At 40.1% G+C, this 24,597-nt stretch carries 18 protein-coding genes and 3 pseudogenes; 16 read left to right on the top strand and 5 right to left on the bottom strand.

The genetic code is table 11. From position 1 onward, the window contains the following. Positions 1–89: 89 nt before the first annotated feature. The 8 genes from FTV08_RS13760 (at position 90) to FTV08_RS13725 (ending at position 8,270) form a co-directional block, all read left to right on the top strand. Positions 90–638 carry a lipocalin family protein gene (locus FTV08_RS13760; RefSeq protein WP_180087519.1) on the top strand — a complete coding sequence of 183 codons (549 nt, stop codon included), beginning with the start codon at positions 90–92 and terminating at the stop codon, positions 636–638. Between the two features lie 131 nt (positions 639–769). Next, complete coding sequence (locus FTV08_RS13755) at positions 770–1,756, top strand: acyl-CoA desaturase (protein ID WP_180087518.1); 987 nt, start codon at positions 770–772, stop codon at positions 1,754–1,756. Beyond that, a complete protein-coding gene (locus tag FTV08_RS13750; protein ID WP_180087517.1) occupies positions 1,753–3,036 on the top strand; it encodes an NAD(P)/FAD-dependent oxidoreductase in 1,284 nt (427 codons plus the stop codon). Before FTV08_RS13755 ends, FTV08_RS13750 begins: the two co-directional genes overlap by 4 nt. A gap of 9 nt (positions 3,037–3,045) precedes the next feature. After that, positions 3,046–3,840, top strand: coding sequence for a DUF1365 domain-containing protein (locus tag FTV08_RS13745; protein WP_180038956.1), 795 nt, complete (start codon positions 3,046–3,048; stop codon positions 3,838–3,840). Further along, on the top strand, positions 3,837–5,033 hold the full coding sequence (locus FTV08_RS13740; RefSeq protein ID WP_180087516.1) for a cyclopropane-fatty-acyl-phospholipid synthase family protein: 1,197 nt from the start codon (positions 3,837–3,839) through the stop codon (positions 5,031–5,033). Before FTV08_RS13745 ends, FTV08_RS13740 begins: the two co-directional genes overlap by 4 nt. 25 nt (positions 5,034–5,058) lie before the next feature. Beyond that, the gene (locus FTV08_RS13735; RefSeq protein ID WP_180087515.1) at positions 5,059–5,838 is read left to right on the top strand and encodes a DUF1295 domain-containing protein; all 780 of its coding nucleotides are present in this window, start codon (positions 5,059–5,061) and stop codon (positions 5,836–5,838) included. An 8-nt stretch (positions 5,839–5,846) separates the two neighbouring features. After that, positions 5,847–6,896: a cyclopropane-fatty-acyl-phospholipid synthase family protein gene (locus tag FTV08_RS13730; protein ID WP_180087514.1), complete on the top strand. Its 1,050-nt coding sequence runs from the start codon at positions 5,847–5,849 to the stop codon at positions 6,894–6,896. Positions 6,897–6,935: 39 nt separating this feature from the next. Then, on the top strand, positions 6,936–8,270 hold the full coding sequence (locus tag FTV08_RS13725; protein WP_180087513.1) for a HAMP domain-containing sensor histidine kinase: 1,335 nt from the start codon (positions 6,936–6,938) through the stop codon (positions 8,268–8,270). A 5-nt stretch (positions 8,271–8,275) separates the two neighbouring features. On the opposite strand, the gene FTV08_RS13720 is transcribed toward FTV08_RS13725, so the two are convergent. The 4 genes from FTV08_RS13720 to FTV08_RS13705 all read right to left on the bottom strand — a co-directional run bounded on the left by FTV08_RS13720 (position 8,276) and on the right by FTV08_RS13705 (position 10,765). Further along, a complete protein-coding gene (locus FTV08_RS13720; RefSeq protein WP_180087512.1) occupies positions 8,276–8,962 on the bottom strand; it encodes a response regulator transcription factor in 687 nt (228 codons plus the stop codon). An 11-nt stretch (positions 8,963–8,973) separates the two neighbouring features. Next, positions 8,974–9,474, bottom strand: a complete 501-nt coding sequence (locus FTV08_RS13715; protein ID WP_180087511.1) for a chalcone isomerase family protein — start codon at positions 9,472–9,474, stop codon at positions 8,974–8,976. Further along, positions 9,450–10,022: a nuclear transport factor 2 family protein gene (locus FTV08_RS13710; protein ID WP_180038963.1), complete on the bottom strand. Its 573-nt coding sequence runs from the start codon at positions 10,020–10,022 to the stop codon at positions 9,450–9,452. The genes FTV08_RS13715 and FTV08_RS13710 overlap by 25 nt, the downstream gene beginning before the upstream one ends. 140 nt (positions 10,023–10,162) lie before the next feature. Next, entirely contained in the window at positions 10,163–10,765 is a 603-nt protein-coding gene (locus tag FTV08_RS13705) for a hypothetical protein (protein ID WP_257221248.1), read from the bottom strand. Between the two features lie 109 nt (positions 10,766–10,874). On the opposite strand from FTV08_RS13705, the pseudogene FTV08_RS13700 reads away from it, so the two are divergent. The 7 genes and pseudogenes from FTV08_RS13700 to FTV08_RS16395 all read left to right on the top strand — a co-directional run. Then, positions 10,875–11,537, top strand: a pseudogene (locus FTV08_RS13700) (IS1595 family transposase). A gap of 290 nt (positions 11,538–11,827) precedes the next feature. Further along, the gene (locus tag FTV08_RS13695) at positions 11,828–12,322 is read left to right on the top strand and encodes a transporter (RefSeq protein ID WP_145758465.1); all 495 of its coding nucleotides are present in this window, start codon (positions 11,828–11,830) and stop codon (positions 12,320–12,322) included. A gap of 4 nt (positions 12,323–12,326) precedes the next feature. Beyond that, positions 12,327–14,711: a hypothetical protein gene (locus FTV08_RS13685; protein WP_257221246.1), complete on the top strand. Its 2,385-nt coding sequence runs from the start codon at positions 12,327–12,329 to the stop codon at positions 14,709–14,711. Beyond that, positions 14,704–18,159: an integrase gene (locus tag FTV08_RS13680; RefSeq protein ID WP_180087509.1), complete on the top strand. Its 3,456-nt coding sequence runs from the start codon at positions 14,704–14,706 to the stop codon at positions 18,157–18,159. The genes FTV08_RS13685 and FTV08_RS13680 overlap by 8 nt, the downstream gene beginning before the upstream one ends. Before the next feature lie 1,327 nt (positions 18,160–19,486). Then, positions 19,487–21,142 carry an HNH endonuclease signature motif containing protein gene (locus FTV08_RS13675; protein WP_180087508.1) on the top strand — a complete coding sequence of 552 codons (1,656 nt, stop codon included), beginning with the start codon at positions 19,487–19,489 and terminating at the stop codon, positions 21,140–21,142. A gap of 535 nt (positions 21,143–21,677) precedes the next feature. Beyond that, positions 21,678–22,910: an ATP-binding protein gene (locus tag FTV08_RS13670; protein ID WP_180087507.1), complete on the top strand. Its 1,233-nt coding sequence runs from the start codon at positions 21,678–21,680 to the stop codon at positions 22,908–22,910. A 35-nt stretch (positions 22,911–22,945) separates the two neighbouring features. Next, positions 22,946–23,050: pseudogene (locus FTV08_RS16395) on the top strand (HNH endonuclease); the annotation flags it as partial. Between the two features lie 131 nt (positions 23,051–23,181). On the opposite strand, the pseudogene FTV08_RS13665 reads toward FTV08_RS16395, so the two are convergent. Further along, positions 23,182–23,512: pseudogene (locus FTV08_RS13665) on the bottom strand (DUF4236 domain-containing protein). A 208-nt stretch (positions 23,513–23,720) separates the two neighbouring features. On the opposite strand from FTV08_RS13665, the gene FTV08_RS13660 reads away from it, so the two are divergent. Further along, on the top strand, positions 23,721–24,587 hold the full coding sequence (locus FTV08_RS13660) for a YafY family protein (RefSeq protein ID WP_180087506.1): 867 nt from the start codon (positions 23,721–23,723) through the stop codon (positions 24,585–24,587). Positions 24,588–24,597: the final 10 nt, after the last annotated feature.

Genomic DNA, 24,597 nt, shown 5'->3' with positions numbered 1-24,597 from the left:
TACTCCTGCTGAATCACATCATTTCGTCTTCACGCTTTGTTCACATGCTATTGAGTTATCTTAAGCCTAAAATCAAACAAGGCTAAAAAATGAAGATGCTATTCAAGTCTGTTTTGGCAGCGACAACGCTGGCGATAATCAGCTTAAGCTTTACTACGCAAGCTGAAACGGTTACACCTCAGGCAGTCGATCAGGTAGATATCCAACGGTATGCGGGCAAGTGGTATGAAATTGCGCATCTACCAATGTATTTTCAGCGTAAGTGTGTATCCAATATCACTGCACAATATAGGGTCAATGCTAACCAGACTATGGGGGTATTAAATAGCTGCCGTATTGCCAGTGGAGAGATGATCAGCTCCGAAGGTATTGCCTATCCACAAAATGAAGGGAACAGCAAACTCAAGGTCAGCTTTTTGCCGCAAGGTTTGCGCTGGATGCCTTTTACCAAAGGTCATTATTGGGTGTTAAGAGTTGACCCGGAATATAAAGTGGCGCTAGTAGGTGGACCAAGCAGTAAATACCTGTGGATTTTGTCGCGTGAACCGCAACTGGATGAAGCCACCTACCAGTCGTATCTGGAGACTGCGAAACACTATGGTTACGACATCACAAAGTTAATCAAATTACCGCATTAATCTGCTACCCTTTGGCCGAACTGCCTAGACTCTTACAGTTCGGCTTTTTTTCACTTCACAGAAAATTCATATCTGACTGATTAGACTCATCAAATAGAATAAAGACAGTCACTTAAAATTAGGATGAGTCCATGTTGAAAAGTCTGATACGATGGATAGACAGCTGGTCTACAACCTCACAGCCTGAAGCACTGACTGCTGAAAACAGCAAGATTCAGTGGGTCCGTATTTTTCCCTTTATTTTGCTGCATCTGGCCTGTCTCGCCGTGTTCTGGGTGGGTGTGTCATGGTTTGCACTGGGCTTTATGCTGGCATTCTACTTGATCCGCATGTTTTCCATCACGGCTTTTTTTCATCGCTATCTGTCGCATAAAACTTTTCAGACCTCGCGCCCGGTACAGTTCCTGTTTGTATTACTGGGCACCATGAGTGCGCAGCGTGGTCCGCTCTGGTGGGCAGCTCATCACCGTTATCACCACCGCTATACCGATACCTTGCAAGACCCGCATTCATCCACGCATGGTTTTTGGTATAGCCATGTCGGCTGGTTTCTGAATGAATATAATTTTGCTACGCGTAAAGAGGTGATCAAGGACTGGCTGAAATATCCAGAACTGATTTGGCTGGACCGTTTTAGTTTGATTGTGGTGTTGCTGACTGCGGGCGGGATTTATGCACTAGGCGAATGGCTGGCCATCACTTGGCCGCAACTCGGGACGTCCGGCCTGCAATTGCTGGTCTGGGGCTTTATGGTTTCCACGGTGTTATTGATCCATGCGACCTTGTGCATCAATTCATTGGCGCATCATTATGGCAGCCGTGATTTTGAGACGGATGACCACAGCCGTAACAATTTATTTCTGTCACTCATCACCTTAGGCGAAGGCTGGCATAACAATCATCATTACTATGCTGGTAGTACCCGGCAGGGTTTTTACTGGTGGCAGATTGATGTGACCTATTACTTGCTGAAACTCATGTCCTGGCTGGGACTGGTCTGGGGCCTCAAGCCCATTCCGGCACGGATTTATGAAGCCAGTAAAATCGCTCAGGCTCGAAAACATAAAAAAGCTGCTACTGCCGACACTCACACGATTCAATCGAAGGAATCACCATGAAAATTGCAATTATTGGTTCAGGTATTTCCGGTCTGTACGCTGCCTGGAAACTCAGCAAAGTGCATGAAGTCACAGTCTTTGAAAAGAATAACTACTTTGGTGGTCATACCGATACCCATCAGCTGAATATCGAGGGTGAACAGGTTGCGGTGGATAGTGGCTTTATTGTGTTTAATGAGCATAACTATCCGCTGTTTTGCTCGATGCTAAAAGAACTAGGGATTCAATCGCAAAGCAGTGACATGGGCTTTTCGGTGAATAATCAGGTCAGTGGCTTACAGTACAATCCTTCAAAAAAATTCTCGCTGTTGTTCCGACCTCAAAACTTTCTTAATACTGATTTTCGCGCGATGTTGTCGGATCTGTTCCGTTTCTATGCAGCCAATAAAGATCTGGATGTGGAACAGGTCGATACACAGCTCAGTATTGATGATTATTTAAATCAACATGGTTATAGCGATGCCTTTCGTCAGGAACATCTCTATCCGATGTGTGGGGCGCTGTGGTCCTGTCCGGTGGAACAAGCCGGACAGATTCCCTATAAATTTGTGGTCAGCTTTTTCCAGCACCATCGCATGTTGCAACTGAAAGACCGGCCCTTATGGCTTACAGTCAAGGGTGGATCGGCTCGCTACGTTCGTGCGATTCAGTCCCAGGCCAATATTACTTTCCGCAAAACTGCTGTGCATCAGGTATCCCGTAGTGCCAATGATGTACTGGTTGAAACAGCACAGGGCAGTGAGCGTTTTGACTGGGTGATCTTTGCTAGTCATGCTGACGACAGCCTGAAATTACTTAAAGACCCGACAGTGCAGGAGCTGGACGTGCTGGGCAAGTTCCGCTATCAGGCTAACCGCATGGTGGTGCATTCTGATACCCGCATCATGCCCAAATCCCGTCGTCAATGGGCCAGCTGGCATGTGCATGTCACCCCAAGTCAGGCAGCTGAACAGACGCCATTCCAGCACAGCGGTATGCACTATGGTTTCAGTTACTGGATGAACCAGTTGCAAAACCTGCAATGCAAGACTCAGGTTCTTGCCACCCTGAATCCTAACTTTGCCTTGGATCCTAAAAAGGTCTGGGTCGAACGGCATTACCGTCATCCGGTGTTTGATGCCTCCGCGATTGAAGCACAAGAACGCTGGGCCGAGATCAATAGCCAGAACCGCACCTCATACTGTGGCGCTTACTGGGGTTGGGGCTTTCATGAAGATGGTGCCCGTAGCGCTGCGTGGGTGGTCGATCAGCTCTTAAAACAGACCGAGCAGGCCGCCTAGGAGGATATGATGCAAATGTTTCCACTGGCGATTGCCTCTGCGGAAATCCGGCATCGCCGTTTCTTGCCTAAAGCGCATGCTTTTAAGACCCGGCTGACCTATCTATACTTTGATCCGGATCAGCTCTCAAGCTTTACCCAAAAATCCTGGCTCTGGTCTTGCAATCGCTGGAATTTCCTCACTCTGGACGAACGTGATTTTCTGACCATGGAATGTGGTTCGATTCGGCAGAAGGTCGCACGTCTGCTGATCAAGCGGGAAAACTACCTGTTAGCGCATGCCGCATCCATCCGGGTCTTGGCTCTGCCGCGTACACTCGGCTTTCGCTTTAATTCTGTGGTGTTTTATCTGGTCTTTGATGCCACCGACCAGCTGATCTTTGTCCTCAGTGAAATTACCAATACACCGTGGAATGAACGTCAGGTCTATATTCACGACTGTCGGCACAATGCAACTGAATATGCACCGTACCAGAGTCACCAGTTTGACTTCAAGAAGGCCTTTCATGTGTCGCCATTCATGCCGATGGCGCTGGATTACCGCTGGCGCTTCAGCTTTTCCGATCAAAACAATGTGATTCATATGCAGCTGTTTCAGCAAGGAATCTTGCAATTTGATGCCACCATGCAATTTTCGTTGCAAGCCATCACAGTTCCTTCACAACAGCATCGCTATGCTGTGCTGAAAGTTCTTGAGCCCTTCAGGATGGTCGGTGGAATTTATCTGCATGCCTTTCGCTTGTGGAAGAAGAAAATTCCATTTTACCGACATCCTAAAAAAGAAAAAGGAAACACATTGCGATGAAAACACTGTTTATGGGAGAAGAAAGCACAATGCCGGTGGTACTGCGCCATCTGCTGAAATTACGTCATGGTCAGCTGATTTTTAAAGGCGCCTGGAACGGGATTGTGGGGGAGAGCAGTGATTTGTATGCCGTGATTCAGGTGCATGATGCTAGGCTGATGGATCTGCTGTTCCGTAATGGCGTACTCGGTGCTGCTGAAGGTTTTATTTGCGGCTACTGGAGCAGTGAAGATCTGGTCAATGTGATTCGCATTCTGGCGCGTAACCGTGATGTGCTGGACCGGATGAACCAGAATGCGCTGGCCAAGGCCAGTCAGTTCCTGTTAAAGACCTGGTACAAATCCCGCAAAAACTCAATTGATGGCAGCCGTAAAAATATTGCCGAGCATTATGACCTGAGCAATGACTTTTTCAAGCTGTTCCTAGATAGCAGCATGATGTATTCCAGTGCGGTATTTAAAGAACCGGGCATGAGTCTGGAACAGGCCTCCGATTATAAAAAAGAACTGATTTGCCAGAAACTGCAGCTGAAACCGATGGATCATTTAGTTGAGATTGGCAGCGGATGGGGTGGTTTTGCCATTTACGCAGCACTGCATTATGGCTGTAAGGTAACCACCATTACCATCTCCCAAGCACAATATGATGAAGCGGTCGCGCGAATAGAGGCAACCGGACTATCCCATCGCGTGGATGTCCAGCTGAAAGACTACCGTCTGTTGGAAGGCAAATATGACAAGCTGGTGTCGATTGAAATGATCGAGGCTGTAGGTGAGCAGTATTTACCGATATATTTCAACAAATGCCGTGAATTGCTGAAATCGAATGGTCTGGCACTGATTCAGGCCATCACCATTGAAGATGCCCGCTATGCCAAAGCCCTGAATACCGTGGACTATATCAAGCGTTACATTTTCCCGGGCAGTTTTATTCCTTGCATCAGTGTCATGACCCAAGCAGCTTCCGAGCAAAAACTGCGTCTCAAGCATCTGGAAGATATCGGCCAGAGTTATGCCCAAACCTTGCACTGCTGGCGCCAACGTTTTCTGGAGCAACGTGATCAGGTAATGGGGCTTGGTTTTGATGAGTCCTTTATCCGTATGTGGGATTTTTATCTGTGCTATTGCGAAGGTGGTTTCCGCGAAGGCGTAATCAGTGATGTGCATCTGTTATTCGAAGCCAGTGCTTACTAAGCCAAGATAAAAGAGGAGGGCTGTTATGCTGCTGAATTTACTGGTGCTGAATGTCTTTATCATGTTCTGTAGCTGGCTGCTAGTGACCTATAACCAGCGTGCCGGACTGGTGGATGTGGCCTGGAGTTTCTGTATTGCACTCAATGTCATCATCCCTGCTTGGGTCATGGAAACTGCACCGCTGCTGATCCGGGTATTTCTGGGCGTGTTCAGCGGAATCTGGTTCTTACGCCTGACCTGGCATCTGCTGCGCCGTTATGCCAGTGAAACTGCAGAAGATACCCGCTATGCCAATATGCGCAGGGCCATGGGAGATTATCAGCATCTCGGTTTTCTGGCCTTTTTTATTTTTCAGGCCGGGCTGGTGGCACTGTTTTCCTATCCGATGCTGGAGTTGCTTAATATTCCGGTCCAGCAGTGGAATGACTGGACCCCCTATGCCGTACTGGTGGCAGGCATGATCATGCTGCTGGCGCTGATCGGGGAGAGTACTTCCGACCAGCAGCTCTACCGCTTCAAGCTGGATCCCCAGAATAAGGGCAAAACCCTGGATCGGGGCTTATGGAAATACTCACGTCATCCGAACTATTTTTTTGAATGGTTACACTGGTTTGCCTATCCGGTTCTCGGTCTAGCGGCAGGAGTCTATGAACTGTGGCTCTATCCGCTGCTGATGTGGTTGTTTCTGTACTACATTACCGGCATTCCGTTTAGTGAACAACAGGCACTGGCCCATCGCGGCGAAAATTACAAAGCTTATCAACGACGAACTTCAATGTTTATTCCGTGGCCACCCAAAGAGTAGGTAAATACATGGACTTTATGATTCAACAATCTTTAAAACTGGTTGAAAAGGGTAAATTGCCCGATGCCGTGATTCGCGCAGGCATTCGCACTTTAAGCAAAAAACGTCTGGCACAGGAAGGGCGCTTTGACCCGGCACTGGCGGCACAGCGTTATATGGATGTGCTGCATATGCTGAAAAACAGCGCAATTGCCATCGAGACCGACAAAGCCAATGAACAGCACTATGAACTGCCCACCGCATTTTTTCAGGCGGTGCTAGGCAAGCAGCTGAAATACAGCGCCAGCCTGTTTGAACATGACCATACCACACTGGATCAGGCGGAAGAAGCCGCACTGGCCAGCTATTGCCAGCGTGCGCAACTACAGGACGGGCAGGATATTCTGGAAATTGGCTGTGGCTGGGGCTCACTCAGTCTGTATATGGCCGAGCATTATCCTAACGCCCGGATTACCGTAGTGTCGAACTCCTCAACCCAGCGCCAGTATATTCAGGAACAGGCCCGTCTGAAAAAACTGCAGAACCTGACAGTGGTCACCTGTGATGTCAATGTACTGCAACTGGAACCGGCTGCTTTTGACCGTGTGGTTTCGGTGGAAATGTTTGAGCATGTGCGCAACTACCAGAAACTGTTTGAAAATATCAGCAGCTGGCTGAAAGACGATGGCTTGCTCTGGTGCCATATTTTCTGTCACCGTTTCCTGCATTATCCATTTGAAGTTAAAAATGAATTTGACTGGATGTCGAAATATTTCTTTAGTGGCGGTCTGATGCCGGCAGCTTCAACTTTCCTGCATTTCCAGCAGCATTTGCAGCTGGAACAGCACTGGCAATGGGCCGGCACCCAATATGAACGCACCGCAAATGCCTGGCTGGAGAATATGGACCAAAAGCAGGCCGAGCTGCAGCCCCTGTTTGAACAGACCTATGGCGCAGATGCTACCATCTGGTGGCAACGTTGGCGGATTTTCTTTATGGCCTGTGCCGAATTATTCGGTTATGACCATGGACACGAGTGGGTGATCGGCCACTTTCTGTTTAAAAAGAAAGCCGTATAATTAAACGCTGAATCGGATGCGCCAACGGGGAATTGATCAATGTTAAAGCTGTTTAGGGACAAACGCGATCATCCTCTGGGTGAGGTGTTTAACCGCTACTACTGGCTGCAAATCGGATTCATTGCCTTGTCGGTGGTGATTGGCATTGCCTGTAGTGCCTGGGTGATTAAAGGCTTTTTGCTGCGCACCGCCTTGGAACAGGAAATGTCACACTACTGGCAGCGGCTGGAACGCAATCCGGCCGCCGAACTTCCCGACACCAAAAACCTATATGGTTATCGTTGGTATGATACCCCTCCTATGCAGTTTCAGCACATGCAGTTCGAGCAGGGCGTCAATCGGCATTTTGTCGATGGTAAAGAGCGCATGACCGTCTACGGTGAAAAAAATCGGCAGCATGTGCTGCTGGTCTTTGGCGAAAGTAACGTCAACAAACTGGTCTGGCTGTTTGGTCTGGCACCACTGATGGTCAGTTTGTTCGTGCTGTACAGCGTATTGTGGTGGTGGAACCGTCGCGCCAGACGTTATTTTTCTCCGATTACCCGGTTGGCCAATGCGCTGGAACATATCGACTGGGAACATCAGAAAAATCAGGCTTCACCTTTTCAGGACATTCGCACTGATTCCAATCTGGAAGCTGAATACCTGAAGCAGGCATTAGAAAAATACCATCAGGTCTTGAGTGCATTTATTCAGCGTGAACGTGAGTTTACCGGTGATGTCAGTCATGAACTGCGCACCCCATTGACGATTTTAAAAGGCAATGTGCAACTGTGTCAGGCACGCTATGGTAACAACAAATCCTTTACCCGCCTGCACAACACTATTGAAGACATGCAGCTGCTGGTCGATACCTTACTGGCCATCGCCCGAAATACCACCAACACCCTGATAGCCGAGCCCACTATGCTGTCAGAATGTCTGGAGAATCTGGTACAGGATCTGGACAGTGTCAGCCACAACAAAGGCATGCAGATCGACCTACAAAAAGACCTGGATGAACAGCCGCGTAAAATGTACCCGTCAATGACCAAAATGGTGTTTGGCAATATCCTGCGCAATGCACTGAATTATTCGCAAGGCACGGAAATTGATGTCATTCTGCAAAAAAATAAAGTGCTGATTGCTGACAATGGAGTGGGTATTCCCTTACCGAATAACTCCAAAGTTCAGGAACTGTCCGACCAGCAACTACAACTAGAAATCAAAGGGCACGGCATTGGTCTGCAACTGGTACAGAAACTGTGCAAGCAGCTGGGCTGGCGGGTGGAACTGTTTGACCGGCAATATTATCTTAGCACCCATCAGGATGTTGATCTGACAATGACCACCGGACTGATTGTAGTGGTGTATTTGAACGAGGTTTTCGCCTGAAAAGCTTAGGCTTCTAAAGCAATCGTTAAACCGACACCGGAGATGGTATGAATCAGTTTCTGCTCAAAAGGCTTGTCAACCATTTTACGCAGATTATAGATATGACTGCGCAGGGCATCGCTTTCCGGTTCTGCATCTCCCCAAAGCTCCATCATGATTTCCTGTTTGGTTAGGACCTTAGGTGAATGACGCATTAACAATTTCAGGAGTTTGAACTGGATAGGGGGTAATTCAATGGTCTGGCCGGCTCGCGTCAGTTGCTGTCTGGCCGGGTCCAAAATCAGATCATGAATCTGTAGCCGGCCACTGGATACCTCACCTAAAGAACGTTTAATCAGAGCTTTGACCCGAACCACCAGCTCGTTAAAATCAAAGGGCTTAACCAGATAATCATCCGTGCCGGAATTAAAACCTTTGAGTTTGTCATCCAGCGTATCGCGCGCCGTCAACATCAGTACGGGTAAATCCAACCCTTCCTCATGACGCAGCCATTCACACAGTTCATAACCTGAACCATCAGGTAAATTAATGTCTAGAAGCAAAATATGATAGCGCTGCTGTTTCAGTAGCTGGCGTGCAGCGTTCAGATTGCGGGCATGATCCACTACAAAATCATGTTCTTCCAGAAACTCGCATAAGGTAGAGGCCAGTTCATAATGGTCTTCGACCATCAGGATAAAATGTTTCGACATAGCGGCAGAGACTAATTCAATAATTGCTGTTTTAATTTAGCACTAAATGGCTGCGAACCCAGCCAGATATTAAAATATTGTTGTGCTAGAGGATGCTGAAGATTGCCTAGTACCTGCTGATTCAGCATCAAGGTCAGGGTCTGTGTCTCGGCTTGATAGCTTAAACTATAAAGATCACCCGGTTTTACCGGCTTATAAAGCTGAGTAATTCTATCTAATACTATTAAGTGTTTAGACTCTCGCTCATTACGCTTCAGAAAATGGGTCGCTGCACGCTTGAAAGCCCATTCCGGAATATTCTGTGTATAGGAAAAATCAATCTGCATATTCTGGCCTTGCCAGGGTTTTGTACAGTTCTGAGCATAATAACGGGCGACGCCAACCTGTTTCTGAGCCACCAAAAGTGGACCACGACCACACTGATTCATATTCTGGGCATGTGACCATGAACTGAAACTGCAGAGCATCAGTAGTCCCGTACTTAATACTACTTTTTGAATGGCAGTACCCATGAATAGGCTCCTCCAACATAAGGTAAAGAACGATACAGGCCATTGGCCGGATCCCAGAAATCCTGCTGGAAAATAATCTTATTGTCTCTGTTGACTTTGATTTCACTGATCCCAAAAGAATCCATAGTTCGAGTCGTGCCAAACATTTTAAAGTCATAGGTCATATGCCAGTGCACGTAGGCAGAGTCTTGGTAATAGGAGGTATTTAATAGTTTGACATTCACGTTACTGACACGCTTGTTCATCCCTTGAAAATGTTGGAGTAGATTTTGACGTGATGAAAATTGGGATAAGGTATCGTTAATAAACAGCTGATCGGCATAGAGTGATCCGGCTCGTTCAATAAATGCAGGTGTACCCAAAGTATTAAATGCTGAGGTAAAGCGTATGCCGATGTCTTGGGCTTTAGCCTGATCCAGCGCAGTTCCCTGAATTTGGTTTCTGGATTTTGCATAATCACTTGAATAGCTAGGAATACTTTTACATCCAGCTAAAACTAGTAGCGGTAAGGACAAGGTAGCTAGCAGTATTTTTTTGACATGTTTCATATTGGCTATCCGTATTAGGTCTATGCTGATACTTTAGGCCGAAAGTCGTGAACAGAATGTGAAGAGGATGAAAGGCTGTTAAATGAGCAGTAAACAGAAGCTCTTTAATGATGGAGTAACGTGTATATCCTCAGTCCTGTCTAAGCCTTTTTTGACATTCCCCAACTTTTCGCAGAAAGCAGAAATTCATAATTTAAAGCCACGAGAATGCTTTGCATATTGAAGCTATTCCGGTCTTCGGGTAACTGTAATAGAAGTGGCAAACGTGTCACCCCATTTTCACCATTGGCAAAAGCATAATGGCGCACTTTAGCGTCAATCACCGGAATTAAATTCTTGGCTTCCAGATACACACTTTCCTGAGTGGCCTGCTTTTGCATGGCAATCATTCTGAGATAGCAATGATCGCGAACCTCAGTCAGATTCTTTTTGAGTTCATTGATCTTTAATTCATGATTTTCAGGTTTTTTAAACAGCCGTTTAAGAAAACCGCGATTTTCGGTATTTTGTATTTCACGTTCTAACTGGCGTATTTGCTGCTGGATCTGGCGAGTTTGTTCAAGCGTGTCATTCAGAAGCTCTCTAATTTCCTGGGTAGGTGCTGAAAGGGCCAGCACCTGTTGCTGATAGTGAAACTCATCATGAAAAATCACAAAGATTTGGGTGCGACGTTGTTCCAGTAATTTTAAATAGGCAATTAAGCGATATTTGAACAGACGCGCATGCGGATTAAACTGCAGCATCGGTTGCTGCGATAAAATTTCCAGCTTATGCAGAAACTCATTGATTAATCTTAAAATATTTAAATAGCAAGGCTCTAGACTAGCAGAATAGATATGTTAGTCTAGAATCATGATAGAAAACAGCAAATTAAGTAACTATAAGATTAAAAAAATTATTCAGTGCTTTTGCATTGATATTCCTGCTTCTAAAACAGCCTTATTGCTTAACTTGAACCGTAATACCATCAACTATTGGTACATGCTTTTTAGAGAAGCAATCTACGATCATCAAACAGATTTAAGAGCAAAGTTTGTAGGTTCTATTGAAATTGATGAGAGCTATTTTGGAGCAAAAAGACAACGTGGTTTTCATGGGAAGTTGAAGCGAGGTCGAGGTACTTTAAAACAACCTGTATTTGGAATATTTGAAAGGAATGGTCGAGTTTATACAGAAATAGTCCCTGATTGTAAAAAGACTACATTACAACAAGTTATCTTAGGTAAAGTTGCACTTGAAAGTGTAATTTATAGTGATGGTTAGCGTGGATACAATGGTTTGGTAGATGTTGGTTACTCAAAGCATTTTAGAGTAAATCATGGAGCGAATGAATTTGCCAGAGGACAATGTCATATAAATGGAATAGGGTCATTCTGGAGCTTTTGTAAAAGAAGGCTAGCAAAGTTCAACGGTATATCAAAAGAGTATTTTGATTATCATCTTAAAGAAACAGAATGGCGCTGGATGAGGGAGCCTAATGAGCTAGCAACAGAGTTGTGGGACCTCATTAGGTAAAACTAAGTGCAAATCTGCTAGTCTAGAGCCTAATTTTAAATATTTTGATTTGTTGATAAACCTTATACAGACATCGCGATACTTTGATATTGGAAAATCAAATGGTAAAGTTATTACGTGATATATCACGTTAACTCATTGAGCTGTTCTGTGTTAGCTGGATATAAACATATAACATCATAATCGGTATTTTTAGGCTAAAGATATTCTGTTGGGCCTAAGTAGTAAATTTAGAAATTAACCATTTCAACTGTATTGAGCTTGTATAGCCAGTATCGATTGAGAGAGTCATGATAGAAAAAATTGGGCATGCAAAAAAAACACCTGAAGTTCTAACTGAAGTTTTCACCAAGTTAAGTTACGTTTTGATATTAGATTTACCAGATTTTATTCAAGATTTTGTATTGGATCTTAAAAATAAGATGGATGATGAAATCAAAAGAATGCTTGACCAAGCAGCAAAAGACAATCAAGACGTTGATGAATTTGAAATTTTAAAGTGGTTACTCGATACAATTGATGTAGCTCCTGAAGAAACTGAAGAGGTTAAAAAGCACCAACATAAAGAGGTGCATGCTGTGCTATTTACTTGTTTTTTTACTCAATTGTCCGAGGCCTTAAGTCTGAAGTTATCAGAACATATGAGAGTGGAGTCAAAACCGCAGCGTTGTGTTAAAAAATTGACTCAAAGAACTTATAAAAAATATTTTGGTTTGCCTAAAAACTTCAAGCTCAAGTTAGAACGAAACCTGAAAATCAATTTTTACCCTGAAAAATTATGGTAACTGTATGACTAATACTGATGGATTGTCAGATCTACACGAAGAAATCAAAGTATTGGAAAAGTGGGTAAATCAGTCACTTGGTGAAAAAAAAGCTATTTTCAAAGATTTCGACGTTCAAAATAAGAATGAGTTGTATGCTGCTGCAGAAAAAATCCAGGTTACTATTAAAAAAAAGAGAATTGTGACGGAACATAAAATTCTGGCTGGTTTAACTCAATGGACTAAAATTGAACAAGAAGGGCATGAGTATGGTTATCTGTTGACTGGATTAATTTGTGAAATGCTCAAAGAACTTATCATTTTACCGAATTCTAGTTCTAAAGATAAAGAGCCTATCACAAACACAAAACTGATAGATTTTAAGCGAATAGTAGATGATGAAAGAGTACATAAGAAATTTAATCAATTATGTTATGCATTAAAACTGTTACTGCAGAACCAATTTAAAGACCGTGGGGAAAAAAAAATACCATGTGACAAAATTACCAATGAAATTAAAAAAATCGATGAATTTAACACCAGCAATTTTAAAGAATTTTTAACTGGTGAAGAGATGCAAAAGCACTCCATCTCATTAGATTTAGACCGTTACATTGAGCAATTTTGTATTGTCTGTAATGAGCTTAACAACAGGGAATTAAATTCATCGAAGAAACTTAGTATCAAGGATTTGATAAAAAGAATAAAAAAGGAGATTGATGTAACAAACCACTCAGGGTCATCTCCTATTCATATAGAAAATGATGACACAGAAGTCGAGATAGATGAAAAATCAGCAACTATTCTTGATCCTACACATGATGATATCAGTAAGCGTGCAAGTTCTATGATATCCGATGAAAAGCTCAAAAAAATTATTCAGAGACGTGAAGTCCCATTTGTAAGTAATCCACTTTATCTAGCACCCAGTTTATTACATCAGGTATACAACGTATTGCACGATTGTTATCAGGATAAAATGCTCAAAGAAAATAGTACAATCTTTTATGATCAATCTTCTTTGGCATTATGTGGCATGATGTCACTGCTGACTGGTCTGAGTCCTACTATCTTTAAAGATATTAATAATTTGATTGAAAAAGGAAAAATATTAGAAAAAACAAAAGTAAAAAGAATAAAAAAAACAAAAGTAGCAGAAGAAACAGAAGTAATCGAAGTAATCGAAGTAATCGAAGTATCTTATTATTGGGTGATTGATCCAAAGTTGAATGTAAATCATTTGGGCATTATGAGTGATAAATTACAGCGCTATAACAAAGCCTCCACTTATAAATGGCATATTCCTAGTGCTTGGATTATTCAATTAAAAAAAAATGTTATTCAAGAACTATCTGTTCCTGAATACAATCGTTTTTTAAGGCAGCTTTTCAAACCGTATAATTTGGACAAGATTTCATGTGGAATTTTAGAAAAGCAAATATATTTCCATCTGAATATGCAGACAGGTGATGATCTCGTAGCACACTTAATGGCAAATCACGATACGAATCATGTGGTTAATTGGTCCTATGAAGGGCGTAATATTGAAGAGATAAATAGACATTTTAAAAGATACATTGATTGTTTAATAAACCGAAAAAAAGGTGATCTATGGAAAAAAGAGCAGCATCCGGGTTATATCTTTGACCGAGAACAACGTATAGGTAGTCAGCGTTGCTGGACTATCAAAGCAGCAACTCAATTTTTTAAAAATCTTTATGCTTATGTACAGACTACTTTAACGAATGATGAAGTCAATCGGATTGAGAAATTAAATGCTTATAGCATTTGGATGTGGCATCTGTCTTTAATTTGCCTCACTGTACGACCCACGATGGGTATGCCAGGTTTGATCAAAAATTATGATTCAAAATCAAAATTTATCTATATTCATGACAAAAAAATTGGTTCACGACAAGAAGGTCGTTTAGTGCCTGTAGTAGGTTATTGGCAAAAGCATTTTGTTGCATACAGAGAGTATATAGATAAGACAATCACTGCATTAGGCATGAAATATCTGCAGGAGCAGTGGAAAAAAAATGAATTCATGCTGTGTGTTCTTATCCATCCTCAACTGACTTCCAAAAAGCATAGCGTTGACTTTATAGAAATAGCAGACAATCTTACTTTGGCACCAATGTCAGCAGCTTTTGTGACGCATTACTTGAAAGAAACAGTTCAGATTTATAAAAACTGGCCAAGGCATTTTAGCAAAAACCATCTTGAACTCAGCAGTGATATTCATAATACCCTTTATGCACATGATGGTATTGCCATGGGGTTTGGCCATACTTCATCCTTAAGTCCTTTTCATTACAAAACAGAAATTCAACAACAGGTTGAAGCGTTACTGAAAAAATTAGAAATTTTGGAGCTAGACTTGTTTACCCAGGAAAAATCGCGTGATTAACAAAGAACTAAATCAAGAGATTCTAGAGCAATTACAAAATGCGATTGAAACAGAAACAAAAGCAATTTTTAATCAAATTTCTGAGCTGATTGATCATAAATATACTCAGAAAAAGGTGAATGGTGTCGAGATTGATTTTAAACTTCTTGATCAACGAATTGCTGATAAATTTACAAACTATCAGCAAGTTTTAATAAAAGTTTGTGAGCATTCCCAGCTCAAAAAATATTTCCGCTCTTACCTCAAGGAGTGTTTTAAACACTTTAAAATTATTTGTGAACAAGAGTATCAGGAGTGGCAAAAAAAAAATCCAGATCATGCAAAAATTTACGATATTAAATTACCAGATTGGAAAATAGCAACATTACCGCGCCGCGATAATATTTTAACAGAGGACAAGTTGTGTTATGGAGCTATTCTTGCTGATTTTAAAGAAAAATTTTATGAAAAGTGGAGCTATTCTCTTAATAAAAAGACTCAAAATATAAGTTTACAATCTACAGTTGAAGCTCAGCAAAACTTAGTAAACATATTATTTGAATGTCTATGTATATCATTAATTTTCGATCAAGGATGTATTCATCCTGAACGGCTTATTGCAATTCATGATGCAATTTTTGAAATGAATCTAGACAGTGGACTGTTGCCAATTTACTCTGGTTCAAAGAATCATGCCTACGTTTTCTCATACACTCTCTCATCTCAAAAATATGGCAATTTCTACCGTTATGATAGCCAAGGAGATGTGGAATTATGGCAAACACAGCAAATATATTTTAACGCAATCTCAATGCTTTGTTATTTGCGTATCCGAGAGCATCTTCATGGTAACCAAGGTTATGCATTACAGTTTACATCGCCTCTTAGTATTTGGCAGCAAACACACGATGATCAAGATCAAAAAGTTAAGCGGGAAGATTTACTTTATAAGCGGCTAAAAGCACACTTTAAAGATGTTGTTCCTGATCATCAATTTATCAAAGAGTTTGAGCGACGTCGTTTTTCTGCTTTCAAGCATATTGATTATGTTCTTTGGCAGGAGATTCCAAATTTAGATCTATTGAGTACAAGTGTACTTAATAACAAAATTATCACTACGCCTTTGATATATGAACAGCATATAGCTATTTATCATCAGCTTGATACCTGGAAAACGATTCAAGAAAGAATTGAAAATACTCATCACACTGTAGAGCTTTCTGTTTTTACTAGTGGTCAGAACGTTAAAGTTTATAATGATAAACGGATGGGTAAACGTAATGATATAAAATCATTGCTTTTATCATTTAGTGAAGATGGTAAAGAGTTGACACTAGCCAAGTTTAATGAAGCTTTGAACACAAGTATTAATAAATCAGAGGGCGATATACGTTCCTATGAAGCTGGAGAGGGGGAATATATTGATTATGTGGTGGCAATCGCACATTTACGGATATGCCAATGGTTAAAGTATGAGCTAGGTTACAATTCTGGCTCTGGTAAAGCATCACTTCAGGTGGCATCGATAAAACGTTATTATCACAGCTTCGTTTCTGACTTTCTAATTTACATTTTAGAATATCAAATAAATTTGAATAATGCCATCGAAGAACAATTTGAAGAAATGTATGAGTACCTTATTTTAGAAAAATCAATGAAAGATCAGGAAAAGCAGGAAACAATCGCTGAGAAAAATGATAATAAAAAGCACGACACCTCTGGCTATTCTTTCGCGAGGTTAAAAACATTTCATCAGTATTTGGTCAACAAGCATGATGCACCAGTAGTAGCGTACTTGTATGAACATCAGAGAGACAGCGGGAAATTTTTAAAAACACGGACCATTAGTCCGCAGATGTTTGAATTAATGATGAAAATTGTGAAAAATTATCCACACATTTTAGGCATTTCAGGGAATGACATAGTTGCATTGCAATGGGTCTATCGACTCGCATTTAGACTAGGTTTGCGTATTGATGAAGTGACAGGCATCCGTCTCAATGATTTTGACTCTGCACAGCTTAGAAGTCATCTTAAAAATAATCGTTTATATTACGAAGCAAAGTCAGATCCTAAAGATACGACTTCAAATGAATCATCCAATTCAGATATTGAAAATCTGGTTTTAAAAATTCATTCCAACTCTCACCGTAATGTTAAAAACGAAAATGCAAATCGTCAGTTTGATTTATCCTATTTTTTAAATCCAAATGAATTTAAAGAGTTCTGTGATTTTTATAAAAAATATTTAGCTGCTTCTTTGGGCGAAGCGGAATTACAAGTACAGAATACATTACTCTTCATCTTTGAAAATCAACAATTATCAAAAATCACTAGGAGCTTGTTTAATCTGGTATTAGGGACAAGTGATCATTCATATACATTTCACGCATTTAGGCATAGTGCTGCATCACACTTAGCAATTTTATTGAAAGGCAGCCACCAGCTTATCTGTAGTTTTACTGACTATGACTCTAGGTTTGTAGGTAGGCTTAAAAAGCATATATTGCAAAATATCGATCATGCATCATTACATAGCGCAGATGTATGGCAACGTTTAGCACATCTAATGGGGCATGAAGACTTTAACGTGACCGCAAGTAGCTATATACATCATCTTAATATTTTAATTGCAGACATGTTTTATACAGCAAAACGTGAATATCAGCCTGAATTGATTGGTGCATTACTAAAAAATAGCAAAATTATTAATGCTCAATTTAAATCCTTAAAGATATCTGAGGATGAATCAGCTTTTAACATTCTTCAAAAATCTAAGTTTTTTTTAAAGGTTTTTGAAAAACATAATGATCCAAAGCAATTCTTAAAAAAAGATGAAATTGAAAAAAAACAAATGAGTTTTTTATATCCAAAAAGATTTCTAGAATCATATCAGGAATGGAAAGCAAATGACCGGATCATAAATCCTGAAGACCAGCTTGTTAACTTAATAAAGTCAATTAGTAGACAATTTTATATTTATAAAGATAAAGAAATAGCTAGAAGTGAGGAGCGTGATCTGCAAGAAATGGATTTAAATTGGGAGCGAATGATCAATTGGTCGTATTTATATGGAATATGCCAGCCATTCATAATTGACAAAGAAATTACCCCAAAAGAAATTAAAAATTTTTATTATATTTTGGAAAATAAAATTTCATTGAAAAATGATCGATCAGTTTTAGTTTTTGAAGCAGTCTGTCAAAAAGATTTAAAATTGTACGATTCATTTGTGGAGTTTATTACCAAAATATATTCAGACGTAGAATCCTACTTAGATATAGAAAAATCAAGTTTAAGTGATTTTGATAAAAAAATAGGGAGTGAAGTTAAAATAAAATATTATAAAATTAGTAATAAAAAAGCAGATTCAAAGCATCATCTGATACAAAAAATTGTACTACAAAGTATCTTTTTTAAGATGAAATGCCTTGGAGTACCTTCCCTGGGTCAAAAGAAAATGGTCTAAAATGTTTTACCGGAGCAGTAGGGGGCTACAGTTTTTTTATATTAAAAAAATATATAAAAAACAGTGGTATATAACTTTATGTAATTCATGTTTGATTATTTTTTCATTATTTATGTAAGGTTCCTCTTTTTTTTTGGTCAAAAAAAGGGACACTAAGAGGGAGGTGTGCACTCTGTGAGGTTGATTTTTGATAATTTTTTTTCTTGAGAATAGCCTGGACGAGAGATTATCAAAAAAAAATACTCAATAAATAAAAAGATTTTGTATGACTCACAGAAGAAAATAATATTAAATTTAATTGTATTTTTTTATTATTCTTGTAAATTTATTCGGATATTATTTTTTAAATTTAATCTATAAAATATAAAATTATATATAAGGTAAATTTTATAGACTAGTGAGTTAATACAAATTATTTACCCTATAAATTGATTTGTTTTATTCTGTAAAATAGGGAAATTAGTTTTTATTTTTTATAAATAAAAAAATTAATTTTGCTAGATTTATAATATTAAATACAGCATAGAAAACTGGGTTGTGTTTTTGGTTTGATTTTATAAGCTAATTTTTAAATAGCCTAAGCAAATATATTTCAGAAAAATAGCCCAAGCCTTTGCTTTTTAAAACTGCTGTTTTACAAAGCAAAGGCTTGGGAGTCCACCAATATGATTATTTTTAGATTTTAATGAGATCCCAAAAAATGGAGAAGATAAATTAATTAGCTTAGGTAATCCTTCTATAAGTATGCAGCATAGATTTTGAGCTAAACACGCATCCTTGTATGTAGGTAAAATACAGGGATTTTTTCGGCTAAAATTTTGAAAAAATTAAGCCAGCATTCAATTTTAAAATATCACTAAAAAATGAATAAAAAATTCTAATTTGGTTTGACCAAAGAAAAAGATACCCATATGATAATTACATTACAGCAAAATCTGTAATCGGGCGTGGAAACCTGAAAATTACTACAGAAGCATTAAAACCGCTTTAGCGGTTTTTTGTGCTTATTATGCTTAGTTTGCCATTATGGTAGGCCAGGCAGGGCAGTCTATGACTGGCCGTCTTCTGTAGTGCGGTATTTCCACCCCTGTTTGGTCTACCTCCATCTCGTGGAAAAGATGGTTGTAGATAGTCAACTCTAAACTACAGGTACTAAACATGAAGATTTTATTATCTAATCCCCCCATTTCTCTTAGGTCTCTTTTGTTAGCGCTGACTGGATATTGACGGTCATTTAATTCACAGCTTTAACCAAATCCAACTATATACATTTTCAAATTTCGTACTTGTGCGAAAGTAGGAAAGTGTTGCCTGGAGAAAATAAGAAATGGGTTCTACACGACTATTGACCAATATTATTCAGCGTAAAGTCATGTTGCCAGAAGAAATGACACCTTCAATGCAGCGTGACAATTTTGAAGTGGCACTGACTGATTTTGAAAAGCATCCAATCATCAAATGTTTATTTAAGGCGGATAACCAGCGTTCTACGGAATGTTGGAGCGTGCAAGAAATTGCAAACTTTATTGAGGATTGCACAGAAGATCAAAACATCAATTTATGCATTTTGTATTGGAAAGATATACACGGCAATATTTACATTATTGATGGAGCACATCGTCTTTCCTGTATCTATGCGTGGATTAATAGATATTTTGCGGATGAGCAAGTCACTCAAGCACCTAATTTCAATGATCCACAAAAACAAGATATTCGTTACCTCCGCAATTATTTAGGAGATCTCGCTGATTTTCAAAAAATTTGTACTGATGCCGAATTCGCAGAAAAAAAATCGAAATTAGGCGATATTAAAATCAGTTTCAGGCAGGTACTGGGAACTCCGGAAGATGCGCGACGGGTATTTCAATCGATTAACTCAGATACTAAACGTTTAGATAAATATGAGGAATATCACCTAAGAAATCGCGGTAGTGACGCGTATTATGCGATCTATGCCTGTTGTTATATCAATGACAATAAATCTAACCTAGAAGAGCTCCAATATACACGTTTAAATGAGTTGATTGAGTTAGGGGAGAGGATCCACCAGCTACTTTTTTCGACCATTTTATTAGACAATGAAATGAGTCATGGCAAAAAAATTGGCTTGGTCAATGAGCTGATGAATATCATTGCGGGTGATCAGATTCATAATATTATGAGTCTGAATCAGGGGGAGCGCGTTGAAAACCTAATGTCGCATCTGTTGACCATTCTTTGCAGAATAGCGACGCCTGTAAAAAATGCTGGGGTTCCGAGTTTGGGCTTACATCCATACTTATATTTTTATAAGGATCAGCGTTTTCAGATTACTTCTTTTCTTGCATGGTTTTCAATTGTGTATGAAATTCATGAAAGCCGCATGCAGATTCATCATCGAAAGATTAGTTTCAAGGACTTCACCCGGGTACGCCGTAGTATTGAGTTCTTGATCGCCAATTTCCCCGTGGCGACCACCGAAACGGTCGGCAAGTTCGGCAGTGGTATCAAGGGCTATGATCGGCTACAAATTGTCTATAAAGCCTTTATTTGCTTAAGCTTGGAAATGGAGGTTGATTTTGATGATGAGAAATGCCTGAATACCTTTATTCTGTCCATGTCTAAGGCCTTCAAGTACATAAACTTTAACGAGTTCTATGTCGAAAGGTTTTTGGGTGGTTATGATGATGCAGTAGTCAAGAATGTGGTGGGATATGTGGAGTCGATTAGTCCAATTTCTCGGTCAAAGCCAAAGGCCTTTTCGGCATTAACCAAGAGTCTGCTTAAGCACAATTTTGTGGTGGGTAATCATAACTTTTGCCTCATTTGTGATGGATTGATCTATCTTGATTCTACTGAATCGGATCATAGGATTGCCAAAGCCGTAGGTGGGCAAGGCGTTCTAGAGAATGGTCTGCTGGTTCATCCCATCTGTAATAGGATGAAATCAGATCTGAGCCTGGAAGAGATTAGAGCGGATTTGTTTGGTGAATTACTGTATTGAGCAGCAGAGGGGGTAAATTAATTTTCTAAAATTTATCAATGATTTAACTTTTGAGATATTCAGCCAATGTGGTTGTTTTTAATTCACTTTAGAATCACAACCAGAAACTAGCTGTAGTTTCTGAATGACCGTCAAGGTCCTTAGTTTTGCCTATAGATTCCCCCTATGGGCATTTTTTTTGATCAAAAACATGTATAGGTGACTTTAAAATAAACCTTTTAGCAATTCATACGCAATAAGGCTGATACCATTAGCACAATAAAAATGAGTTCCACTCTAGTTAACATCTTAGTTCCATTTACTTTTCACTTAATTTATATAGCAGTTAACTCGTAGCATCAATGAAATAACATAACATGGAAAATAATCAAAAAGACAGAATTTGGATTTTGATCAGATCTGCTGTTTACATGCTTCTACAGTAGCTTTGAATGTTTCACTTAACCTTTAAACTTTTTCTAAAATTAAATATATTTACATATGAGTTCTAAAATTTGATAGAATTTATTAAAACTTTAGATTCTAAGTGTAAATAATGAGAAGCGCTAATATTCGACGTGATGGCTACTTAAAATTTCTGAATACATGGCAAGACCGTGATGTCATTAAAGTACTTTCAGGTGTGCGTCGCTCTGGAAAATCCACCTTATTGGCGATGTTTCAACAAGACCTAAAAGCACAGGGTGTACAAGGCGAAAACATCATTGCCATCAACTTCGAATTTATGGAATTTGAAGAACTCACCGATTACCGTAAACTACATGATTATGTATTGTCCAAAGTTGATAAAAGTAAAAAAAACTACGTTTTTTTAGATGAAATACAACATGTTACAAATTTTGAGAAAGTAGTCGACTCCTTATATGTTCGGGATTATATCGATTTATATATTACAGGCTCAAATGCATTCTTTCTAAGTGGAGAACTTGCGACTTTACTTACAGGACGCTATATCGAGCAACACGTTCTACCTCTGTCATTCCAAGAATTTAAACAGTGGCATATTGAAAATAATCCGATCATCCAACAATTATCCAATCGTGATTTGTATGCCATGTATACGCGCAGTAGTTTCCCTTATACGCTTGCCATGACTAGCCAGCAGGAAACTTATGATTACTTGCAAGCGGTCTATGCCAGTGTAATGTTTAAAGATGTTATTCCCCGTTTGAATACTGCCGATATTAACTCTCTCGAGCGTGTCGCAAGATATTTGGCAAGCGTGACAGGCTCACCTATTTCCATCAATAAAATTAAAAATACCTTTGTTTCAAGTGGGGTTAAGATTTCATTTGAAACAGTAAAACGCTATATTCAGGGCTTACAGGACAGTTTGTTATTTTATAGTGCCGCACAATTTAAAGTACGCGGGCGTGAGTTATTACAATCCTCTGAAAAATACTATTTAGTTGATGTCGGATTGCGCCGGATTATGTTGCCTGATGCTAATGCTGATCAAGGTCATATCTTAGAAAATGTGATTTATCTTGAGCTTGTCAGACGAGGTTATACGGTCTATGTAGGGCGGGTTGATGAATATGAAATTGATTTTGTTGCTGTCGATACTTTACAGAATTTAACTTATTATCAGGTGGCATTAGAAACGCTCAATGAGGAGACACTCAGCCGAGAGTTACGTCCATTACAGAAAATTTCTGATTCGTATCCCAAATATTTACTTACCTTAGACACGATAGGGACTGAAGCAAATTATAATGGTATTGTAAAAATGAGTGCTCTCGATTGGTTGCTATCTGAAAATAAGTAAAGTTGAGGGTAGTCATCGGCACTTCTATTTATTGATCAAAACCCAAAGACTTTTCAGCATTAACCAAGAATGTGATCAAGCATAATTTCTACTCCATTTGTGATGGATTGATTTACCTCGACTCGATTGAGTCAGATCATCATGATTGAGCTACAGTCGCTTACTGAAAGTAGCGAGAATTGCGCTGGAGTTTCTGAAGGATATTAATTCCTTAGTTTGCCCATTCATCCGTGTGGGCATTTTTTTTGATTAAAATACAATGCTGTTCTTGCTAAAAAATGACGGCACCCACCATAAAACACAATATTCCAAAAATAATCCAAGGCCAGATCTTTGTCTTCGGTTGTTCTAAATTCTGAGGATTATATTCCGTGTGTTCTAGCGATGTCGGTTGTGGAACACGGGTCTTTTTAGAGTAAGGCTGGTGTTTAGAGTAAGATAGTCCCGTACCTGGAATACCGACACTGGTTCGCGTACCTTTTTTCCCCAATATTTAGAGAAGCACCAGGTTTGCCAATGCTGGCACTGCTGATGCCTTTATGGGTCAGATTAATTTTAAAACCCGGGAATAATTTAATACTTTTACGAAATCTAAAACCCATATTGCTCTCATTCTAAAACTTAGCTCAATTCACGCGCTATACTAGGATCCATGATCTGCTAGAGATCGTAGTTTGACGGCTATCATCAGGATACTAGTATATTTTTTATCTGGTGATTGCAATACTACCTTTAAATACCGTCAAAAATGTTTACTGTATATTTGCTGTAGGGTAATCTTAAAGCTGCTATTTATTGACTGATTGGTATATGACGACAGATAAGCATGAAGTCCTTCTCAGAATGAGAGCCATTGAACTCCTTGCATACTGGGAAGGTCGTTTGGTTACCAATCGTTTGACGAGCTGGTTTGGACTTAGTCGACAGCAGGCTTCTGCGGATATCAAGCGCTATAATACGCTGTATAACCCCGATGCCTTGATTCATGACCCCTCAGTCAAGGGTTATGTGCCTAAAGCCAGCTTCCAGCCTGTACTGACTACAGCGCATATCAATGAATATCTCAATATGCTCTCGGGCTTGGTCAGTGAATCACATGCCCTGATTGCGATGCCAGAACCGAATCTTGCAGCAGTTCAATTACCTGATCGCAGTGTACGTCCTGAAGTGATTCGGGAAGTTTTGCGTGCCTGCCGAAACCAAAACACTTTAAAAATGATTTATGCCTCGATGCAGAATCCGCAGTGGCATGAACGCATCATTTCCCCACACACCCTGGTGTATACCGGTTTTCGCTGGCATGTCCGTGCCTATTGCCATCAGAGCAAGCAGTTTAAGGACTTTTTACTCTCCAGAATTGATCGCACACCTGTTGTGGTGGCGATTGAGTCAGTAGACCCTGCTCAGGATCAGCAATGGCATGAAGAAATTGTACTGACGCTGATCCCTAATCCAAAATTGAACTCATCACAACAAGCGCTGGTCGAAAAAGACTTCGGCATGCCTGATGGCAGATTACAGATTCCGGTGAAAAAAGCCCTAGCTCACTATACCTTGCAGCGATATCAGGCCGCGATCACGCTGGCTGAGGCGGATGATGCCTTGAAATATCCCTTGGTACTACAACGCTCAGATATCAAAAAGCTGTCGTCTTACCTGTTTGATCAGGCCTCATAGGAGATTGGCC

This window comes from Acinetobacter sp. YH12226, from assembly GCF_013417805.1.
In the GTDB taxonomy this organism is placed as follows: Bacteria; Pseudomonadota; Gammaproteobacteria; order Pseudomonadales; family Moraxellaceae; genus Acinetobacter.
Note: the sequence above shows the minus strand (reverse complement) of the source record. Positions and strands in the feature narration are given on the sequence as shown.